The organism is Pseudomonas sp. RAC1 (assembly GCF_030658255.1).
Lineage (GTDB): Bacteria > Pseudomonadota > Gammaproteobacteria > Pseudomonadales > Pseudomonadaceae > Aquipseudomonas > Aquipseudomonas boreofloridensis.
The window spans coordinates 73,020-90,240 of record NZ_JAUTXS020000032.1; the positions used below are offsets into that span (position 1 = coordinate 73,020).

At 64.3% G+C, this 17,221-nt stretch carries 16 protein-coding genes; 10 read left to right on the forward strand and 6 right to left on the reverse strand.

Going from position 1 to position 17,221, the window contains the following annotated elements:
- Positions 1–131: 131 nt before the first annotated feature.
- From bglX to Q7C30_RS11820, 5 genes are all read left to right on the forward strand, one after another.
- On the forward strand, positions 132–2,423 hold the full coding sequence (gene bglX, locus Q7C30_RS11800; RefSeq protein WP_317871602.1) for a beta-glucosidase BglX: 2,292 nt from the start codon (positions 132–134) through the stop codon (positions 2,421–2,423).
- Positions 2,424–2,503: 80 nt separating this feature from the next.
- Entirely contained in the window at positions 2,504–4,264 is a 1,761-nt protein-coding gene (locus Q7C30_RS11805) for an ATP-binding protein (RefSeq protein WP_116888905.1), read from the forward strand.
- Complete coding sequence (locus tag Q7C30_RS11810) at positions 4,258–5,592, forward strand: sigma-54 dependent transcriptional regulator (RefSeq protein WP_295485670.1); 1,335 nt, start codon at positions 4,258–4,260, stop codon at positions 5,590–5,592. The genes Q7C30_RS11805 and Q7C30_RS11810 overlap by 7 nt, the downstream gene beginning before the upstream one ends.
- Positions 5,593–5,814: 222 nt before the next feature.
- The gene (locus Q7C30_RS11815; RefSeq protein ID WP_039579642.1) at positions 5,815–7,134 is read left to right on the forward strand and encodes an MFS transporter; all 1,320 of its coding nucleotides are present in this window, start codon (positions 5,815–5,817) and stop codon (positions 7,132–7,134) included.
- Positions 7,135–7,263: 129 nt separating this feature from the next.
- A complete protein-coding gene (locus tag Q7C30_RS11820) occupies positions 7,264–7,869 on the forward strand; it encodes a flavin reductase family protein (protein WP_029615038.1) in 606 nt (201 codons plus the stop codon).
- On the opposite strand, the gene Q7C30_RS11825 is transcribed toward Q7C30_RS11820, so the two are convergent.
- Positions 7,870–8,103 carry a hypothetical protein gene (locus Q7C30_RS11825; RefSeq protein WP_039579645.1) on the reverse strand — a complete coding sequence of 78 codons (234 nt, stop codon included), beginning with the start codon at positions 8,101–8,103 and terminating at the stop codon, positions 7,870–7,872.
- A gap of 61 nt (positions 8,104–8,164) precedes the next feature.
- Complete coding sequence (locus Q7C30_RS11830; protein WP_029615039.1) at positions 8,165–8,458, reverse strand: antibiotic biosynthesis monooxygenase; 294 nt, start codon at positions 8,456–8,458, stop codon at positions 8,165–8,167.
- Positions 8,459–8,661: 203 nt separating this feature from the next.
- On the opposite strand from Q7C30_RS11830, the gene Q7C30_RS11835 reads away from it, so the two are divergent.
- Complete coding sequence (locus Q7C30_RS11835; RefSeq protein ID WP_039579648.1) at positions 8,662–9,585, forward strand: AraC family transcriptional regulator; 924 nt, start codon at positions 8,662–8,664, stop codon at positions 9,583–9,585.
- A 7-nt stretch (positions 9,586–9,592) separates the two neighbouring features.
- Here Q7C30_RS11835 and Q7C30_RS11840 read toward each other — a convergent pair whose 3' ends face one another.
- Positions 9,593–10,207 (reverse strand): NAD(P)-dependent oxidoreductase, encoded by a 615-nt coding sequence (locus Q7C30_RS11840; protein ID WP_029612883.1) that lies wholly within the window; start codon positions 10,205–10,207, stop codon positions 9,593–9,595.
- A 29-nt stretch (positions 10,208–10,236) separates the two neighbouring features.
- Complete coding sequence (locus tag Q7C30_RS11845) at positions 10,237–11,112, reverse strand: MBL fold metallo-hydrolase (RefSeq protein WP_317871603.1); 876 nt, start codon at positions 11,110–11,112, stop codon at positions 10,237–10,239.
- Between the two features lie 104 nt (positions 11,113–11,216).
- On the opposite strand from Q7C30_RS11845, the gene Q7C30_RS11850 reads away from it, so the two are divergent.
- A complete protein-coding gene (locus Q7C30_RS11850; RefSeq protein WP_317871604.1) occupies positions 11,217–12,119 on the forward strand; it encodes a LysR family transcriptional regulator in 903 nt (300 codons plus the stop codon).
- Between the two features lie 90 nt (positions 12,120–12,209).
- A complete protein-coding gene (locus tag Q7C30_RS11855; protein WP_162889558.1) occupies positions 12,210–12,383 on the forward strand; it encodes a hypothetical protein in 174 nt (57 codons plus the stop codon).
- A 15-nt stretch (positions 12,384–12,398) separates the two neighbouring features.
- On the opposite strand, the gene Q7C30_RS11860 is transcribed toward Q7C30_RS11855, so the two are convergent.
- Entirely contained in the window at positions 12,399–13,268 is an 870-nt protein-coding gene (locus Q7C30_RS11860; RefSeq protein ID WP_317871605.1) for an oxaloacetate decarboxylase, read from the reverse strand.
- A 385-nt stretch (positions 13,269–13,653) separates the two neighbouring features.
- On the opposite strand from Q7C30_RS11860, the gene Q7C30_RS11865 reads away from it, so the two are divergent.
- Positions 13,654–15,108: an MDR family MFS transporter gene (locus Q7C30_RS11865; RefSeq protein WP_317871606.1), complete on the forward strand. Its 1,455-nt coding sequence runs from the start codon at positions 13,654–13,656 to the stop codon at positions 15,106–15,108.
- Positions 15,109–15,179: 71 nt separating this feature from the next.
- On the opposite strand, the gene Q7C30_RS11870 is transcribed toward Q7C30_RS11865, so the two are convergent.
- Positions 15,180–15,812, reverse strand: coding sequence for a TetR family transcriptional regulator (locus tag Q7C30_RS11870; protein WP_029612890.1), 633 nt, complete (start codon positions 15,810–15,812; stop codon positions 15,180–15,182).
- Between the two features lie 253 nt (positions 15,813–16,065).
- Here Q7C30_RS11870 and Q7C30_RS11875 point away from each other — a divergent pair, with 253 nt between their 5' ends.
- A complete protein-coding gene (locus tag Q7C30_RS11875; protein WP_039579661.1) occupies positions 16,066–17,220 on the forward strand; it encodes an efflux RND transporter periplasmic adaptor subunit in 1,155 nt (384 codons plus the stop codon).
- Position 17,221: the final 1 nt, after the last annotated feature.

The following is a 17,221-nucleotide window of genomic DNA, read 5'->3' on the forward strand; positions in this document are numbered from 1 at the left end:
CAGTGTATCTCATCGGCACGCGCTTATAGGGCATAATCCGCCGCAGCCGCAGGGCGCAGTACGGCCAGCGCACCACAACAACAGTCGCCGCGAAGCCACAGCGGCGAGCAAATCGATGGATGATGGAATTGATGATCAAATTGCCGTTGCTGGGCCTGGCCATGGGCCTGGTCAGTCACGTGGCCCTGGCCGCCCCCTCCGCCCCGCCCCTGGAAGACAAGGCGGCCTTCATCGACCACCTGATCGGCCAGATGAGCGTCGAAGAAAAAATCGGCCAGTTGCGCCTGATCAGCATCAGTCCGGAAATGCCGCGCGAGAAAATCCGTGAGGAAATCGCCGCCGGGCGCATTGGCGGCACCTTCAACTCGCGCACCGCCCCGGAAAACCGCCCGATGCAGGACGCGGCGCTGCGCAGCCGGCTGAAGATCCCGATGTTCTTCGCCTACGACACCATTCACGGCGAACGCACGATCTTCCCGATCAGCCTGGGCCTGGCCGCGACCTGGGACATGGACGCGATCGCCAAGGTCGGCCGCACCTCGGCCATCGAAGCCTCGGCCGACGCCCTGGACATGACCTTCGCGCCGATGGTCGACATTGCCCGCGATCCGCGCTGGGGCCGCACCAGCGAAGGCTTCGGTGAAGACACCTACCTGACTTCGAAGATCGGTCAGACCCTGGTCCGCGCCCTGCAGGGCAAGAGCCCGGCCGAGCCGGACAGCATCATGGCCATCGTCAAGCACTTCGCCCTGTATGGCGCCGTGGAAGGCGGGCGCGACTACAACACGGTCGATATGAGCCTGCCGAAAATGTACAACGACTACCTGCCGCCGTACCGCGCCAGCCTCGACGCCGGTGCAGGCGGGGTGATGGTGGCGCTGAACTCGATCAACGGCGTGCCGGCCACTGCCGACACCTGGCTGATGAACGACCTGCTGCGCAAGCAGTGGGGCTTCAAGGGCGTGACCATCAGCGACCATGGCGCGATCCAGGAATTGATCCGCCACGGCGTGGCCCGTGACGGCCGAGAGGCGGCCAAGCTGGCGATCAAGGCCGGCATCGACATGAGCATGAACGACACGCTCTACGGCCAGGAATTGCCGGGTCTGTTGAAGTCCGGCGAAGTCACCCAGGCCGAGCTCGACCAGGCCGTGCGCGAGGTGCTCGGCGCCAAGTACGACATGGGTCTGTTCAAGGATCCCTACGTGCGCATCGGCAAACCCGACACCGACCTCAAGGACTACTACGGCGAAGACCGTCTGCACCGCGAGGCCGCCCGCGACGTGGCTCGACGCAGCCTGGTGCTGCTGGAGAACCGCGATCAGACCCTGCCGCTGAAGAAGGCTGGCACCATCGCCCTGGTCGGCCCGCTGGCCGACGCCCCCATCGACATGATGGGCAGTTGGGCCGCCGACGGCCGGCCCGAACACTCGGTGACCGTGCGCGAAGGCCTGCGCCGTGCCACCGAGGGCAAGGCCAAGCTGGTGTATGCCCGCGGTTCGAACATCAGCGGCGACAAGGCCATCGTCGACTACCTGAACTTCCTCAACTTCGCCGCCCCGGAAATCGTCGACGATCCGCGTCCGGCCGCCGTGCTGATCGACGAAGCGGTCAAGGCCGCGCGTCAGTCCGATGTGGTGGTGGCCGTGGTCGGCGAGTCGCGTGGCATGTCCCACGAGTCCTCCAGCCGCACCACCCTGGAAATCCCGGCCGTGCAGCGCGAACTGATCAAGGCCCTGAAAGCCACCGGCAAGCCGCTGGTGCTGGTGCTGATGAACGGCCGTCCGCTGTCAATCGCCTGGGAGCGCGAGCAGGCCGACGCCATCCTGGAGACCTGGTTCAGCGGCACCGAGGGCGGCAATGCCATCGCCGATGTGCTGTTCGGCGACTACAACCCGTCGGGCAAGCTGGCGATCACCTTCCCGCGCTCGGTCGGGCAGATCCCGATGTACTACAACCACCTGAGCATCGGTCGCCCCTACACCCCAGGCAAACCCGGCAACTACACCTCGCAGTATTTCGAGGAGCCTAATGGGCCGCTGTATCCGTTCGGCTACGGTTTGAGCTACAGCCAGTTCGAGCTGTCGGACCTGGCCCTGTCCAAGACGGCCCTCAAGCGCGGCGACACCCTGCAGGCGGAGGTGACGGTGAAGAACACCGGCAAGTTCGACGGCGAGACCGTGGTGCAGCTCTATGTCCAGGACGTCAGCGCGTCCATGAGCCGCCCAGTCAAGGAGTTGAAGCACTTCCAGAAGGTGCTGCTCAAGGCCGGCGAAGCGCGCACCCTGACCTTCGCCATCAGCGAGGACGACCTGAAGTTCTACAACGGCCAGTTGCAGCATGTCGCCGAGCCGGGACAGTTCAACGTCCAGGTCGGACTGGACTCGCAAGCGGTGCAGCAGCAGAGCTTCGAGCTGCTGTAGCGCGCAGGTACCGCTCCTGCAAGGGATCTGCAGGAGCGGCCTAGGTTCGACACGGCCAACAGCCCCCCCAGGATCCACCCATGCCCTCACCCCTGCGCGCCCTACGTCTGGGCCTGATCATCCTGCTGATCCTGATCGGCACCGCCCTGAGCGCCAGTTGGGCCATGCAGCACGCCAAGCGCCAGGCGATGCAGGCCGATGCACGGCGGGCCAGCGAACAGTTGACGCTCTACGCCAATGGCCTGCACACACTGATCGAACGCTACCGCGCCCTCCCCGCAGTGCTGGCGCTCGACCCGCAGTTGATCGACGCGCTGCGCGGCCCGGTCGGCGAACCCCTGCAGCGCGTGCTCAACCACAAGCTCGAACGCATCAACGGCGCGGCCAATTCCTCCACCCTGGAGCTGCTGGACCATACCGGACTGGCGGTGGCCGCCAGCAACTGGCGCCTGCCGACCACCTACGTCGGCTCCAACTACGGCTTTCGCCCTTACTTCAAGCAGACCCGCGTGAAGGGGCGCGGCAGCTTCTATGCCGTCGGCGTGACCAGTGGCGTGCCCGGCTACTTCCTCTCCAGCGCCGTGACCGACGAACAGGGGCGCTTCCTCGGTGCGATGGTGGTCAAGCTCGAATTTCCCGAGCTGGAACGCGAATGGCGGCAAGGCAACGACGACGTGCTGCTGGTCAGCGACGCGCGCGGGATCACTTTCATCGCTAACCAGAATGGCTGGCGCTACCGTGAGCTGCTGCCGTTGAGCGACGACGACCGCGCCGAACTGGCGCAGACCCGCCAGTACGACAAACAACCGCTGATACCGCTGCAGCATCAGTTGCTCAGCCGCTTCGACGAGCGCAGCACGCTGCGCCGGGTGAAGGGGCCGGAGGGCAGCGCCGACTACCTTTGGGAAAGCCTGCCGCTGACCACCGAGGGCTGGACCCTGCACCTGCTGCGCAAACCCCAGGTGAGCGAGGACGCCCGCAACGCCGCCTTGCTCGGCGCAGCGGTGTGGTTGAGCCTGGCCTTTGCCGTGCTGTTCGTCAGCCAGCGCCTGCGCATCGCCCGCCTGCGCCAACGCAGCCGCGAGGAACTGACGCGTCTGGTGGAAGCCCGCACCCGCGAACTGCGCACCGCCCAGGAAGGTCTGGTGCAGTCGGCCAAACTGGCCGCGCTGGGGCAGATGTCGGCGGCCCTGGCCCATGAAATCAACCAGCCACTGACCACCCAGCGCATGCAACTGGAGACCCTGCGCCTGCTGCTCGACCACGGTCGTATCGAACAGGCGCGCCAGGCACTGGAGCCGCTGGAACACATGCTCACGCGCATGGCCGCGCTCACCGGCCACTTGAAGACCTTCGCCCGCAACAGCCCCGGCGGGCTGCGCGAACGGCTGGACTTGGCCGGTGTGGTCGACCAGGCGCTGGAACTCATGGACACGCGTCTACGCAGCGAGCAGGTCGAGGTGGCGCTGTATCTGGCGCGCCCGGCCTGGGTGCGCGGCGATGCAATCCGTCTGGAGCAGGTGTTGATCAACCTGCTGCGCAACGCCCTCGACGCCATGCTCGACAAGCCTTACAAGCGCCTGGAAATCCGCATCGAAGCCGGCGACGGGCAGTGGCGCCTGAGCGTGCTCGACTCCGGCGGCGGCATCGCCCAGGCCGATCTGGCCAAGGTTTTCGACCCGTTCTTCACCACCAAGCCCGTGGGCGAAGGCCTGGGCTTGGGCCTGGCGATTTCCTATGGCATCGTCCATGAGGCGGGCGGTCAGTTGCAGGTCGACAATCTGCCTGGCGGCGCCCGCTTCACCCTGACCCTGCCCCGCGACCTGGAGCCTGCATGTTGAATTCAGTGATCGTCGTCGACGACGAAGCGAGCATCCGCACGGCGGTCGAGCAGTGGCTGAGCTTGTCCGGCTTCAGCGTGCAACTGTTTGCCCGAGCCGAAGAGTGCCTGGCGCAACTGCCCCCTCACTTTCCCGGGGTGGTCATCAGCGATGTGCGCATGCCGGGCATGGATGGCCTGCAGTTGCTCGAACGCTTGCACGCACTGGACGCCGAACTGCCGGTGATCCTGCTCACCGGCCACGGCGACGTGCCCATGGCGGTGGACGCCATGCGCAACGGCGCCTACGACTTCCTGGAAAAGCCCTTCACACCGCAGCACCTGCTGGGCAGCTTGCGCCGGGCGCTGGAGAAACGCCAATTGGTGCTGGCCAACCGCGCATTGCACCACCAGGCCGATTTGAAGGAACGCCTGCAAGGCACCTTGCTCGGCATGTCGCAAGGCTTGCAGCAGTTGCGCCGCCAGGTGCTGGAGTTGGCCGCACTGCCGGTCAACGTGCTGATTCGCGGCGACACCGGCAGCGGCAAGGAACGTGTGGCGCGCTGCCTGCATGACTTCGGTCCACGGTCAGAAAAACCCTTCGTGGCACTGAACTGCGCCGCCATCCCCGAAGCGCTGTTCGAAGCCGAACTGTTCGGCCACGAGAGCGGTGCGTTCACCGGCGCCCAGGGCAAGCGCATCGGCAAGCTGGAATATGCCAATGGCGGCACGCTGTTTCTCGATGAAATCGAAAGCATGCCGCTGGCCCAGCAGGCCAAGCTGCTGCGAGTGATTCAGGAGCACACACTGGAACGCCTGGGTGGCAATCAGAGCATCCGCGTCGACCTGCGGATCATTGCCGCGACCAAACCCGATCTGCTCGAAGAGGCCCGCGCCGGGCGCTTTCGCGAAGACCTGGCCTATCGCCTGAACGTCGCCGAGCTGCGGCTGGCGCCCTTGCGCGAACGGCGCGAGGACATTCCCCTGCTGTTCGAGCACTTCGTGCGCACCGCCGCCGAGCGTCTGGGCCGCAGTGCCCCGCCGCTGTCTGGCGCGATGCTGGCGCAGTTGCTGGCGCGCGAGTGGCCGGGCAACGTGCGGGAACTGGCCAATGCCGCCGAACGCCATGCCCTGGGTCTGGACTCGACACCGGTCGAACCTGCGCCGGGCGCGCACTCGCTCAGCGAGCAAATGGAGGCCTTCGAGGCACAGTGCCTGCGCGCGGCGTTGCGTCAGCATGGGGGGGAAATCAAGGCGGTGATGGAGGCATTGCAGCTACCGCGACGCACGCTCAACGAGAAAATGCAGCGTCATGGCCTGACCCGTGAGGATTTTCTCGATCCTCAATGAGCGGATTATTGCCCACGACTGCGCTTCGATAAGCGGAAATCCGCTCATGACGGGCGATACGTGCCATGTAGAGGTGCAGCGGGAAATCCTGCCAAGGCCTCAGCCACGAGGCCTAGCGCCCTGAAACGGCGCAGCGTGCTCCCATTTGGCACAGCTTCTGCAATCCCTTTTTCAAGCGCGACCCTGCGCGTCTCACAAAAACAACGAAAAAGGTATCCCCTGATGGATAACGCCACCACCCTGCCCACTGGGGCGGCCACTGCGCCCGCTGCCGAAAAGACCACCGCCAGTCGACTGAAATCGATCTTCAGCGGATCGATCGGCAACATGGTCGAATGGTACGACTGGTACGTCTACGCCGCCTTCTCGCTGTACTTCGCCAAGGCCTTCTTCCCGGCTGGCGACACCACCGCACAATTGCTCAATACCGCCGCCATCTTCGCCGTGGGCTTCCTCATGCGTCCGATCGGCGGTTGGCTGATGGGCCTGTACGCCGACCGCAAGGGCCGCAAGGCGGCGCTGATGGCCTCGGTCCTGCTGATGTGCGCCGGCTCGCTGGTCATCGCCTTGACTCCCGGCTATGAAACCATCGGCGTCGCAGCGCCCGTGCTGCTGGTCATCGCGCGCCTGATGCAGGGGTTGTCGGTCGGCGGCGAATACGGCACTTCCGCCACCTACCTCAGCGAAATGGCCAGCAAGGAGCGTCGCGGCTTCTTCTCCAGCTTCCAGTACGTGACCTTGATTTCCGGCCAGCTGATCGCCCTGGCGGTGCTGATCATCCTGCAGAACACCCTGACCACCGAGCAGCTGTACGCCTGGGGCTGGCGCGTACCGTTCGTGATCGGCGCGCTGTGTGCAGTGGTGGCGCTCTACCTGCGCCGCGGCATGGAGGAGACCGCCTCCTTCACCAAGAAGGAGAAATCCAAGGAAAGCCTGATGCGCACCTTGATGCGTCATCCCAAGGAACTGCTGACCGTGGTCGGCCTGACCATGGGCGGCACCCTGGCCTTCTACACCTACACCACCTACATGCAGAAGTACCTGGTCAACACGGTGGGCATGAGCATCAGCGACTCGACGACGATCTCGGCCGCGACGCTGTTCCTGTTCATGTGCCTGCAACCGATCATCGGCGGGTTGTCCGACAAGATCGGTCGACGTCCGATCCTGATCGCCTTCGGCGTGCTCGGTACGCTGTTCACCGTGCCGATCCTCAGCACCCTGCACACCATCCAGAGCTGGTGGGGCGCGTTCTTCCTGATCATGGCAGCACTGATCATCGTCAGCGGCTATACCTCGATCAACGCGGTGGTCAAGGCCGAGCTGTTCCCCACCGAGATTCGCGCCCTGGGCGTGGGCCTGCCGTATGCACTGACCGTGTCGATCTTCGGCGGCACGGCCGAGTACGTGGCGCTGTGGTTCAAGAGCATCGGCATGGAGACCGGCTTCTACTGGTACGTCACCGGCTGCATCGCGTGCTCGCTGCTGGTCTACGCGACCATGAAGGACACCAAGCAGCACTCGCGCATCACCACTGACTGAGTGACAGTGCTCGGGGCCGGGGTCGCACTCGCGATTCCGGCCTGCGTTTCAGACCATTCCCACCCCAGCCAAGGCTTGGCACACTAGGCGCTTCGTTCATCCCAGAGGAAGGGCCGCGGCCCTGTACCGATGTACTACTACGAACCCGCCCTAGGCCACGGCCTGCCCCATGACCCCTTCAACGCCATCGTCGGTCCCCGCCCCATCGGCTGGATCTCCTCCCATGATCGCGACGGCCGCCTGAACCTGGCGCCTTACAGTTTCTTCAATGCCTTCAACTACATCCCACCGATCATCGGCTTCTGCAGCGTCGGTCGCAAAGACAGCCTGAACAACATCGAACAGACGGGCGAGTTCGTCTGGAACCTGGCCACCCGTCCTTTGGCCGAGCAGATGAACCAGAGCTGTGCAGCGGTCGCGGCCGACGTCGATGAGTTCGACCTGAGCGGCCTGACACCCGCCGCCTCGAAGGTGGTGAGCGTGCCGCGTGTGGGCGAAAGCCCGGTGAACTTCGAGTGCAAGGTCACGCAGATCGTGCAGCTCAAGCGCGCCGACCAGGCGCTGGTGCCCAGCTGGTTGATCCTGGGCGAAGTGGTCGCCGTGCACATCGCCGAGCACCTGCTCAAGGACGGTCTCTATGACACTGCCGCCGCCGAGCCTATCCTGCGTGGCGGCGGCCCGGCGGACTACTTCGAACTGGGCAAGCTGTTCCAGATGCGTCGCCCACAGGCCTGATCACCAGATCAGTTCACCCGCGTCATCGACGCCCTGCAGGCGCTCCAGTTCAGCGCTGGCGGCCGCATCGGTCGCCACTGCCGAGGCCAGTACCTGGCCCTCGAGGATCTTGTGAAAACGCGGTGCACCGCCGCCGTTCAGGGCTTTCACCGCGATTGCCGGGTGATAGCCACCGCCCTCGGCTGGAACCATCGCCGAAACGGCTTCGAAACCTGGGAATTCTCTGCGTGCCATTACTGCCCTCCAGCAGTCGATCGAAGGGCGCGATTCTACTGCAAGCGCAAGACCGATGCGGTCAGTCGAAGGTGTGCAGGTCCATGCTTGCCACCACCCGCTCCTGCACCAGGTCGCCGAACAGCGTGAGGGTGGGCGAGGCGAAGTAGCGACTCATGGCCTGCTGGTCCTGCCAACTGCCGGTGAGCAGCCAGAGGTCGGCATCGGCCTGCGAGCGCTGCACGCTGAAGGCCAGGCAGCCGGGGCTGCGCTGCGAAGGCTCGAGCAGATCGCGCAGGCGCATGCCGAGTTCTGCCGAGCGGCCGCGGCTGGCACGGATGAAAGCCAAGTGGGTGACCGGTTGCTGCAGGGTCATGATCGATCTCCTTGAAAGCCGGCGAGACGGGAAAGCCAGGCTGCCAAGATTAGGATCCGCCCGATGCGGGGCGTTAGGCCAAAACTGCCGGTCGATTGCCTGATCCTGTCAGCGTGCAGGATCAGGCAATCGACAGGCAGTATCCGGCTAGCGCTTGGCGTTGCCCAAACCTATGCTGGCCCCGTCCCTGAAGGAATTCGACCATGACCACAGCCCTCGCCGCCCTCGATCCGACCCTGGAGCGCCAGCGTCAGGAACTCGCTGACCTGATCCTGCGGCACGCCGGCGATCCTCATGGACCGCCCTCGGCCATCGAGCAGTTGTACCTGTCACGCTACACCGACAACATCCGCTCCAAGCCCGGACTGGCGCTGCCCGCGCTGTGCGTGATGGCCCAGGGCAGCAAGAGCCTGTTCCTGGGTGATCAGCAGTATGCCTACGACCCCCTGCACTACATGGTGGTGTCGGTGGCCATGCCGATCAGTCGGGTGCGCCTGGACGCCAGCCCGCAACAGCCGGTGCTGGGCCTGCGCATTGACCTGGACGCCGCCGAGATCAGTCAGTTGATCGCCGAAAGCGGCCCGATGCTGGTGCCCAACGTGCAGTCCGGGCTCGGGCTGTACGTGGAGCGCACCGACCCGTCGCTGCTCGATGCCCTGCTGCGCTTGGTGCGCCTGCTCGACACCCCGCGTGATATCCCGATGCTTGCTCCGTTGTTTCGCCGCGAGATCCTTTATCGTCTGCTGCGCGGCCCGCAGGGGCATCGGCTGTACGAAATCGCCCTGGCCAACAGCCAGACGCACCGGGTGAGCCAGGCGATCACCTGGCTCAACCAGCATTTTCACTTACCGCTGCGCATCGAGGAGTTGGCCCGGGAAGTGAACCTGAGTACCTCGACCTTGCACCATCGGTTCAAGGCCGTGACCTCCATGAGCCCGCTGCAGTATCAAAAGCAACTGCGCCTGCAGGAGGCGCGGCGGCTGATGATCAACGATGGCCTGGAGGCCGCGGTGGCAGGTTACCGAGTGGGCTATGAAAGCCCTTCGCAGTTCAGCCGTGAGTACAGCCGGCTCTACGGCGCACCGCCGATCCGCGACATGGCGCGCTTGCGCTCGGGTGCCAGCTAGCGGCGAATCAGTAACCGACGGTGAAACGCTGACGCGAATGGGCCGGCTTCTCCAGTTCGTCGATCAGGGCGATGGCATAGTCGGCGAAGGTGATCCAGCTCCTGCCGTCGGCGCCGATCAGCAGATGGTCCAGGCCCAAGGTGTAGCGCCCGCTGCGCTCGCCTTCGACGAATTCGGCCGAGGGCGAGAGGAAGGTCCAGTCCAGCTCCGACGCTTGGCGCAGTGCGTCGAGAAAGCGTACCCCGGCACTCGCTTCGGCCTTGTAGGCGTCCGGAAAGTCAGGGCTGTCGATCACCCGTTGCCCGGACGGCAGCAGCAAACTACCGGCACCGCCGACCACCAGCAGGCGCTTGACCCCGGCGCGCTTGACCGGGCCGATGATTGCCTGGGGTTCGAGGGTGGAGAAATGCGCGGCACTCAACACCGCATCGACGCCGCTGACGGCCGCTTGCAGTGCGTCACCGTCTTTGGCGTCCAGCGCCTTGACCGTGACGCCTGGACGTCCTTGCAGCGACGACGGGTCGCGGGCGATGGCGACCACCTGATGGCCCCGGCGCACGGCCTCTTCCAGCAACTGGCTGCCGGCGCGGCCGGTGGCACCGATGATTGCGATCTTGCTCATGGGAAACACTCCATCAAGGTTGTAAGGGGTTACCACTTCATTTCACCTTTCGCGACCTTGGCGCTGAGCTCGAGCGAGCTTTCATCGGCCAGGTTCGGATAGCGCTGCTTCATGGCTGTGATCAGCGTCGCCGCATCGGCAGCCTTGGCGGTTTCGCTGTCGAAGGCGCGGATGTAATCGGCCGTGAAGCGCACGGCCTCCAGCGAGCGACTGCCCTGTCCCAGGTAATGGCCAGGGATCACCGTACGCGGCGCCAGGTGCTCGATGTGCGCCAAGGTCGCCAGCCAGTCGGTGTGGGATTGGGCTGACTGGGTGTCGGCCATCCACACATGGATGCCCTCGGACACCACCACACCGCCGACCACCGCTTTGATCGAAGGAATCCACACGAAACTACGGTCCGGCTGCGGCCCATCCAGGCCCATCACTTGCAAGGTCTGACCTTCCAGTTCCAGGCGATCGCCTTGCAGCACGTGCGGCACGATCAGCTTCGCAGGCTTGTCGTTGCCCATCTGCGGCCCCCAGTAAGCGAGCTTGGCTTCTCGGGTCTGGCGGATGTGCGCAACGGTAGCGGCGGAGGCTACCACCTTGGCCTTGGGGAAGGCGCGCGTCAGGGTGTCGAGACCGAAGTAGTAGTCCGGATCGCCATGGCTGATGTAGATGGTGGTCAGGCGCTTGCCGCTGGCGCGCAGTCGCTGCACCACCTGCTCGGCCTGCGACTTGCCGAATTGGGCGTCGATCAGCACCGCGTCGTGTGCACCGCTGACGATCACCGAGCTGACCGGAAACAGTCCATCGTGGCCGGGGTTGTAGACGTCCAGTTGCAGGGCTGGTCCGGCCTGGGCGTACCCAGTCAAGGCGGCGCAGGCCAACAGCAGGGCGCGGAGGGAAGAAAGAACGGACATGCGAAGATCCTGTGAATGAGAAGGATTGCGCACAGCTTAGTTGCCCAATTCGTTACAAAAAATGCGATGCTTGGACATAGTTTGTTTCTGAAATCGAGCGAATCATGGACCGTCTTACCGCCATGCGGGTGTTCGTCAATGTCGTCGATCTCGGCAGCCAATCGGCGGCTGCCGAGTATTTGCAACTGTCCAGGCCGGTCGTCTCGCGCTACCTGGCCGAACTGGAGACTTGGGTCGGCGCCCGCCTGATGCAACGCACCACGCGCAAACTGAGCCTGACGGCGGCGGGCCAGGAAACCCTGCCGCGCTGTCGGCAAATGCTGGAGTTGGCGGGGGATCTGCAAAGCGCCGTGCGTCAGCCCGACCAAGCCCCTCGTGGCGAGCTGCGCATCAGCGTCAGTACCTCGTTCGGCTACGCGCAACTGGCCGACGCAGTCGCCGACTATGTGCAGCGCTATCCCGGAGTGAAGGTGGAACTGCAGATGCTCGACCGTACGGTCAATCTGATCGAAGAGCGCATCGACCTGGCCATCCGCACCAGCAATGACCTGGACCCGAACCTGATCGCACGACGCCTGACCGTCTGCCGCTCGGTGGTCTGCGCCAGCCCCGCCTATCTCAGCGCCCACGGCGTACCCCAGCAGGTCGAGGATCTGGCCGCGCACAATTGCCTGACCCATGCCTACTTCGGCCATGGTGTGTGGCATTTCGAGGTGAACGGGGAGTCGGTGGCGGTGCCCGTGCAAGGCAATATCAGCGCCAACGAGGCACTGACCTTGCAGCGGGCGGCGCAGGCGGGTGCGGGCATCGCCATGCTGCCGACCTATCAGGCCGCCTCGGCCATACGCAGCGGCGAACTGGTCAATGTGCTGCCCCAGGCGCGTCCACGTGAGCTGAACCTGCATGCGGTGTACACCTCGCGCAAGCACATGCCGGCGACCTTGCGCAGCATGCTGGACTTTCTTGCGCAACGCTTCGGCGACGACTCGGAATGGGACTGCGACTGAACTGAATAGAGGATCATTCAGCAGGAGTGGTAGGGCTCATCTGACCTATGCTTGCAGGTATCCCTGTAAGCATTGCAGGAGGTCGACAAGATGGGCATCAAATCCAGACGCTGCGTCATCGTCCTGGCCCTGGTGGCCGTGGCCGGGCTTTACGCCTCGGCCTGTTGGCGCGTCGAACTGCTGCGCAGCCAGCCCGCTAGCGCAGCCAGTTGCAGCCACGCACACTGCATACCGCACACCGCGACCTTGAGCGCTCTCAGGTAGCGCGGCAGTTGCCGCTCACTCCTCGACGCTCATGTACTCCTTGGCCCAGCGGATGTATTCCTCGGGCTGCGTATAGGTGTGCGAAAGCTCGGTGGCGCTGAGGTTCTCGGACTTGTTCTGCTGACCGCGCTGCAGGCGCAGGCAGTCGTAGGTTGCCTTGATGGCAGCGAAGTACGCCGCGTGACCGTCCACCACGATGCGCACGCCCAGGCGCGCCAGGCGCTCGTCGTCGCGCAGATTGGGGTTGCCGTAGCTGACCAGCATCAGCGGCACGCTCAGGTGCTGGCTGATCTGCTCCAGTTGCTCGAAATCCTTCACGCCAACCATGCAGATGCCATCGGCACCCGCCTTCTGGTAGCTCTGGGTGCGGAAGATGATTTCTTCGGTGCTCAGTACCCCGGCATTGGTACGGGCGATGATCGACAGCGAGGTGTCGACCCGCGCTTCGAGCGCCGCACGAATCTTGCCAACGCCCTCTTCCACGGAAATCAGGTCGGTGGACTTGCGACCGAATTGGGCCGGCAGCAGGGTGTCTTCGATGGTCAGCGCAGCGACACCGGCACGCTCCAGCTCAGTGACCGTGCGCATCACATTCAACGCATTGCCGTAGCCGTGGTCGGCGTCGGCCAGCACTGGCAGTTGAGCGACGCGGCCGATGCGGGTGGCCTGCTCGACGAATTCGCTGAGGGTGATCAGGGCGAAGTCAGGCGCGGCCAGTACCTGCAACGAGGCGACGGAACCACCGAGGATGCCGACCTCGAAGCCCAGGTCGGCGGCGATGCGCGCAGACATGGGATCGAACACGGACGCTGTGTGATAGCACGAACCTGAGGCGAGGAGTTCGCGAAAGGCAAAACGCAGATCTTGGTGGGACGCTTTGGGCATGGTCACTCCGCATGAAGATGGAATTCGAACTGGCTGACTACCGACTCCTGCCGGGAAACACGCTGCCGGGTGTGGCGATGATCACAGGCACCATGCAGAGAGTGGAATAGACGGCGTGGGAATACGGCGATGCGGAAACCTGGAGCAATGTGCACCAAATGGGTGCAATCCAGTGTATTTCGGCTGCTTTGATCGCCCACGATATCACGCTGCCCTGATACTCCGGGTGAAAGCAGGTATGCCGATCGCGCATAGGCGATGCAGGTAGTACATAGGAAGCTACCTAACTCAGGTTACACTTTGCGACACGCTCGCCACGGCCCCGCACTTTGCATGAAGGCTGGCGACGCGCTTTTCTTCATCACCCGACCAGAAGGTGTGAACCGTGACCGCCGCCCTGCCCCCCGCCGTCTTGCGCAGCGTGCTCAGCGCGCTGATGCTGGCGATTCTTCTCGGTGCCCTGGACCAGACCATCGTCGCTGTCTCCCTGCCCGCCATTTCCGCGCAGTTCAACGACGTGGGCCTGCTGGCCTGGGTGATTTCCGGCTACATGGTGGCCATGACCGTGGCGGTGCCCATCTACGGCAAGCTCGGCGACCTGTATGGTCGGCGCCGGATGATCCTCACCGGTACCGCCGTGTTCACCCTGGCCTCGATCGGCTGTGCCCTGGCGCAGAATATGGAGCAACTGGTGCTGGCGCGCGTGCTGCAAGGCATCGGCGCAGGCGGCATGGTCTCGGTGAGCCAGGCGATCATTGGCGACTTCGTGCCGCCGCGTGAACGCGGGCGCTATCAAGGCTACTTCAGCAGCATGTATGCGCTGGCCAGCGTTGCCGGCCCGGTGCTGGGCGGCTGGCTCACCGCGTATCTGTCGTGGCGCTGGGTGTTCTGGATCAACCTGCCGCTGGGCGTGTGCGCCTGGTGGGTGATCCGCCGCGCGTTGCAGGGAATGCCGGTCAGACGGCGGCAGGCGCAGGTCGACTACCTCGGCGCGCTGTTGCTGACCGTCGGGCTGGGCAGCCTGCTGCTGGGCATCACCCTGGTCGGCCAGGGCGCAGCCTGGACCGCACCGGCGGTGCTGGTCCTGTTCGGCTGCGCAGCGCTGGGCGTGTCACTGTTCATCGCCCATGAACGGCGCTGCCCTGAGCCGCTGTTGCCCTTGAAACTGTTCGGCAATCGGGTGGCGGTGTTGTGCTGGTGCGTGATTTTCTTCGCCAGCTTCCAGTCGATTTCTTTAACCATGCTCATGCCGCTGCGCTTGCAGAGCATTACGGGGGCCGGGGCCGACAGCGCAGCACTGCATCTATTGCCGCTAGCCATGGGACTGCCGCTGGGGGCGTTCACCGGCGGCCGCCTGACCAGCCTCACCGGGCGCTATAAACCGCAGATTCTGGCTGGTGCGGTGCTGATGCCGCTGGCCATCGTCGGCATGGCCCTGACCGCGCCGCAGTCCGTCTGGCTGAGCGGGGCGTTCATGCTGCTGACCGGCATCGCCTGCGGATTGCAGTTTCCCACTTCGCTGGTGGGCACGCAGAGCGCGGTGGACATCAAGGACATCGGCGTGGCCACCAGCACCACCAATCTGTTCCGCTCGTTAGGCGGTGCAATGGGCGTAGCCTGCATGTCCAGCCTGTTGCTGGCGCTGTTGCAGGTCGGCGGATTGCACAGCGTCGGTAATCCTTTGCTCGGCAGCCTTCAGGGTAGCGTGGCCGATGCGTCGAATCAGGCGCACCTGACGCAGACGTTCAGCTATCTACTGCTGGCCAGTGCAGGGGTCGCGGTGCTGGGGCTGGTCGCGGCGCTGGTATTGCCGGATCGACAGCTGCGCGGTCATGACTGAGAGCGCATCAGGATCGATAATCCCCCGTTAATCCTGCGGGGAAAGACTTCCTCACAAACCTTCACAAAGTCTTATTTGCGCAGCGCGGGGCTCAAGCGCAGCATATCCAGCCCTGCATCGACCCATTTGTCCGCATCGCGCAACAACTCGAAGCTGTCCGGCAGTAGCAGCCAGCGCCCGATCAGACCGTCGATGTAGGCAAACATGGCGATGGCCGCCCGCTCGGTATCCAGATCGACGGGTAACTGGCCGCGCCGAGCGGCATTGGCCAAGGTTCTGCTGATGCCATCGTGGCATTCGGCGACAGCCTGCTGCCGTTGCTGGCGGATTTCACACATTTCATCGGTGAACTCGCACTTGTGATGCAAGATCTCATTGATGCGCCGGGTCCGGGCGTCGAGCACCAGCTCGCTGAACACTTGCACCAGCAATTTGCGCATGCAGCCGAGCGGGTCGGGTTCGTCCTCGCTCTCGCCAGCGCGTGCCAGGTGGTCATGGGTTTCGTGCAGGCTGTCGAGCAGTGCCTGCACCAGGTCGGCTTTGTTGCTGAAGTGCCAGTAGATCGCACCGCGGGTCACGCCGGCGATCTCGGCGATATCGGCCAGGGTGGTACGAGCGACGCCACGCTTGTAGAAGGCGCGCTCGGCCGCGTCGATGATCTGCGCGCGAGTCTCCTGTGCTTCCTCTTTGGTACGACGAACCATGGCAGCTCAACCTCATCAGAACCCCACGCGATGGGCGCGCGGGTTGTACCGGGCGCGCCTCTGCAGGGCGGGTCCCGAATGCATTGATCACGTATTGCGGTAGTAGCCAGATACCACCACCGCGCTATTTACAAACAACCATGAATGTAAGTATATTCGTTAGTAAGCTACTTATCCACCGGATAGCGTTTTTTCTGACAATACTCTTCCACTATTCTTGAGCTCCCCCTGCTCCTGCGACCCGAGGATCCTCATGCACTTCAAGCCAGCCGTTACCGCCCTGGTATCCGCCGTCGCCTTGGCCACCCTGCTCAGTGGCTGCAAGAAAGAAGAGGCCCCGCCTGCCGCGCAGACGCCTCAGGTCGGCGTCGTCACCTTGCAGCCCCAAGCCTTCACCCTGACATCGGAACTGCCGGGGCGTACCAGCGCCTACCGCGTGGCCGAAGTTCGGCCACAGGTCAACGGCATCATTCTCAAGCGCCTGTTCAAGGAAGGCAGCGACGTCAAGGAAGGGCAGCAGCTCTACCAGATCGACCCTGCGGTGTACGAAGCCAACCTGGGCAATGCCCAGGCCAACCTGCAGGCCACGCGCTCGCTGGCCGGGCGCTACAAGCAGTTGATCGATGAACAGGCGGTGTCCAAGCAGGAATACGACGACGCCAATGCCAAGCGTCTGCAGGCCGAGGCCACGCTCAAGAGCGCGCAGATCGACCTGCGCTACACCAAGGTACTGGCACCGATCAGCGGCCGCATCGGTCGCTCGGCGGTCACTGAAGGCGCGCTGGTGAGCAATGGCCAGAGCAACGCCCTGGCCACTATTCAGCAACTCGACCCGATCTACGTCGACGTTACCCAGTCCACCGCCGAACTGCTCAAGCTGCGCCGCGACCTAGAGAGCGGGCAGTTGCAGAAAGCCGGCGAGAACGCCGCCAAGGTCCAGCTCATTCTCGAAGATGGCAGCACGTTCGCGCGCGAAGGTCGCCTGGAGTTTTCCGAGGTCTCGGTCGACGAGTCCACCGGTTCCGTGACCCTGCGCGCCGTCTTCCCCAACCCGGACCACACGCTGCTGCCAGGCATGTTCGTGCATGCGCGCCTGCAGGCTGGGGTCAACGCCAATGCGATCCTGGCGCCCCAGCAAGGGGTGACCCGCGACCTCAAGGGCGCGGCCACCGCGCTGGTGGTGAACCAGGACAACAAGGTCGAACTGCGCCAGCTCAAGGCGACCCGCACCTTGGGCAACGAGTGGTTGGTCGAGGACGGCCTGAAGGCAGGTGACCGCCTGATCACCGAAGGTCTGCAGTACGTGCGTCCAGGTGCCGAGGTCAAGGTCAGCGAGGCCACCAACGTCAAGAAGCCGGGCAGCCCTGACCAGCCCAACTCGGCGAAAGCAGACGCCAAAGCGGAGTAAA

What these genes read in the sequence shown, in the direction of transcription:
- Q7C30_RS11820 (WP_029615038.1), top strand. Translation starts at nt 7,264, where the DNA reads ATGTACTACTACGAACCCGCCCTAGGCCACGGCCTGCCCCATGACCCC.
- Q7C30_RS11850 (WP_317871604.1), top strand. Translation starts at nt 11,217, where the DNA reads ATGGACCGTCTTACCGCCATGCGGGTGTTCGTCAATGTCGTCGATCTC.
- Q7C30_RS11835 (WP_039579648.1), top strand. Translation starts at nt 8,662, where the DNA reads ATGACCACAGCCCTCGCCGCCCTCGATCCGACCCTGGAGCGCCAGCGT.
- Q7C30_RS11855 (WP_162889558.1), top strand. Translation starts at nt 12,210, where the DNA reads ATGGGCATCAAATCCAGACGCTGCGTCATCGTCCTGGCCCTGGTGGCC.
- Q7C30_RS11805 (WP_116888905.1), top strand. Translation starts at nt 2,504, where the DNA reads ATGCCCTCACCCCTGCGCGCCCTACGTCTGGGCCTGATCATCCTGCTG.
- Q7C30_RS11815 (WP_039579642.1), top strand. Translation starts at nt 5,815, where the DNA reads ATGGATAACGCCACCACCCTGCCCACTGGGGCGGCCACTGCGCCCGCT.
- Q7C30_RS11825 (WP_039579645.1), bottom strand. Translation starts at nt 8,103, where the DNA reads ATGGCACGCAGAGAATTCCCAGGTTTCGAAGCCGTTTCGGCGATGGTT.
- Q7C30_RS11875 (WP_039579661.1), top strand. Translation starts at nt 16,066, where the DNA reads ATGCACTTCAAGCCAGCCGTTACCGCCCTGGTATCCGCCGTCGCCTTG.
- bglX (WP_317871602.1), top strand. Translation starts at nt 132, where the DNA reads ATGATCAAATTGCCGTTGCTGGGCCTGGCCATGGGCCTGGTCAGTCAC.
- Q7C30_RS11840 (WP_029612883.1), bottom strand. Translation starts at nt 10,207, where the DNA reads ATGAGCAAGATCGCAATCATCGGTGCCACCGGCCGCGCCGGCAGCCAG.
- Q7C30_RS11870 (WP_029612890.1), bottom strand. Translation starts at nt 15,812, where the DNA reads ATGGTTCGTCGTACCAAAGAGGAAGCACAGGAGACTCGCGCGCAGATC.
- Q7C30_RS11860 (WP_317871605.1), bottom strand. Translation starts at nt 13,268, where the DNA reads ATGCCCAAAGCGTCCCACCAAGATCTGCGTTTTGCCTTTCGCGAACTC.
- Q7C30_RS11810 (WP_295485670.1), top strand. Translation starts at nt 4,258, where the DNA reads ATGTTGAATTCAGTGATCGTCGTCGACGACGAAGCGAGCATCCGCACG.
- Q7C30_RS11845 (WP_317871603.1), bottom strand. Translation starts at nt 11,112, where the DNA reads ATGTCCGTTCTTTCTTCCCTCCGCGCCCTGCTGTTGGCCTGCGCCGCC.
- Q7C30_RS11830 (WP_029615039.1), bottom strand. Translation starts at nt 8,458, where the DNA reads ATGACCCTGCAGCAACCGGTCACCCACTTGGCTTTCATCCGTGCCAGC.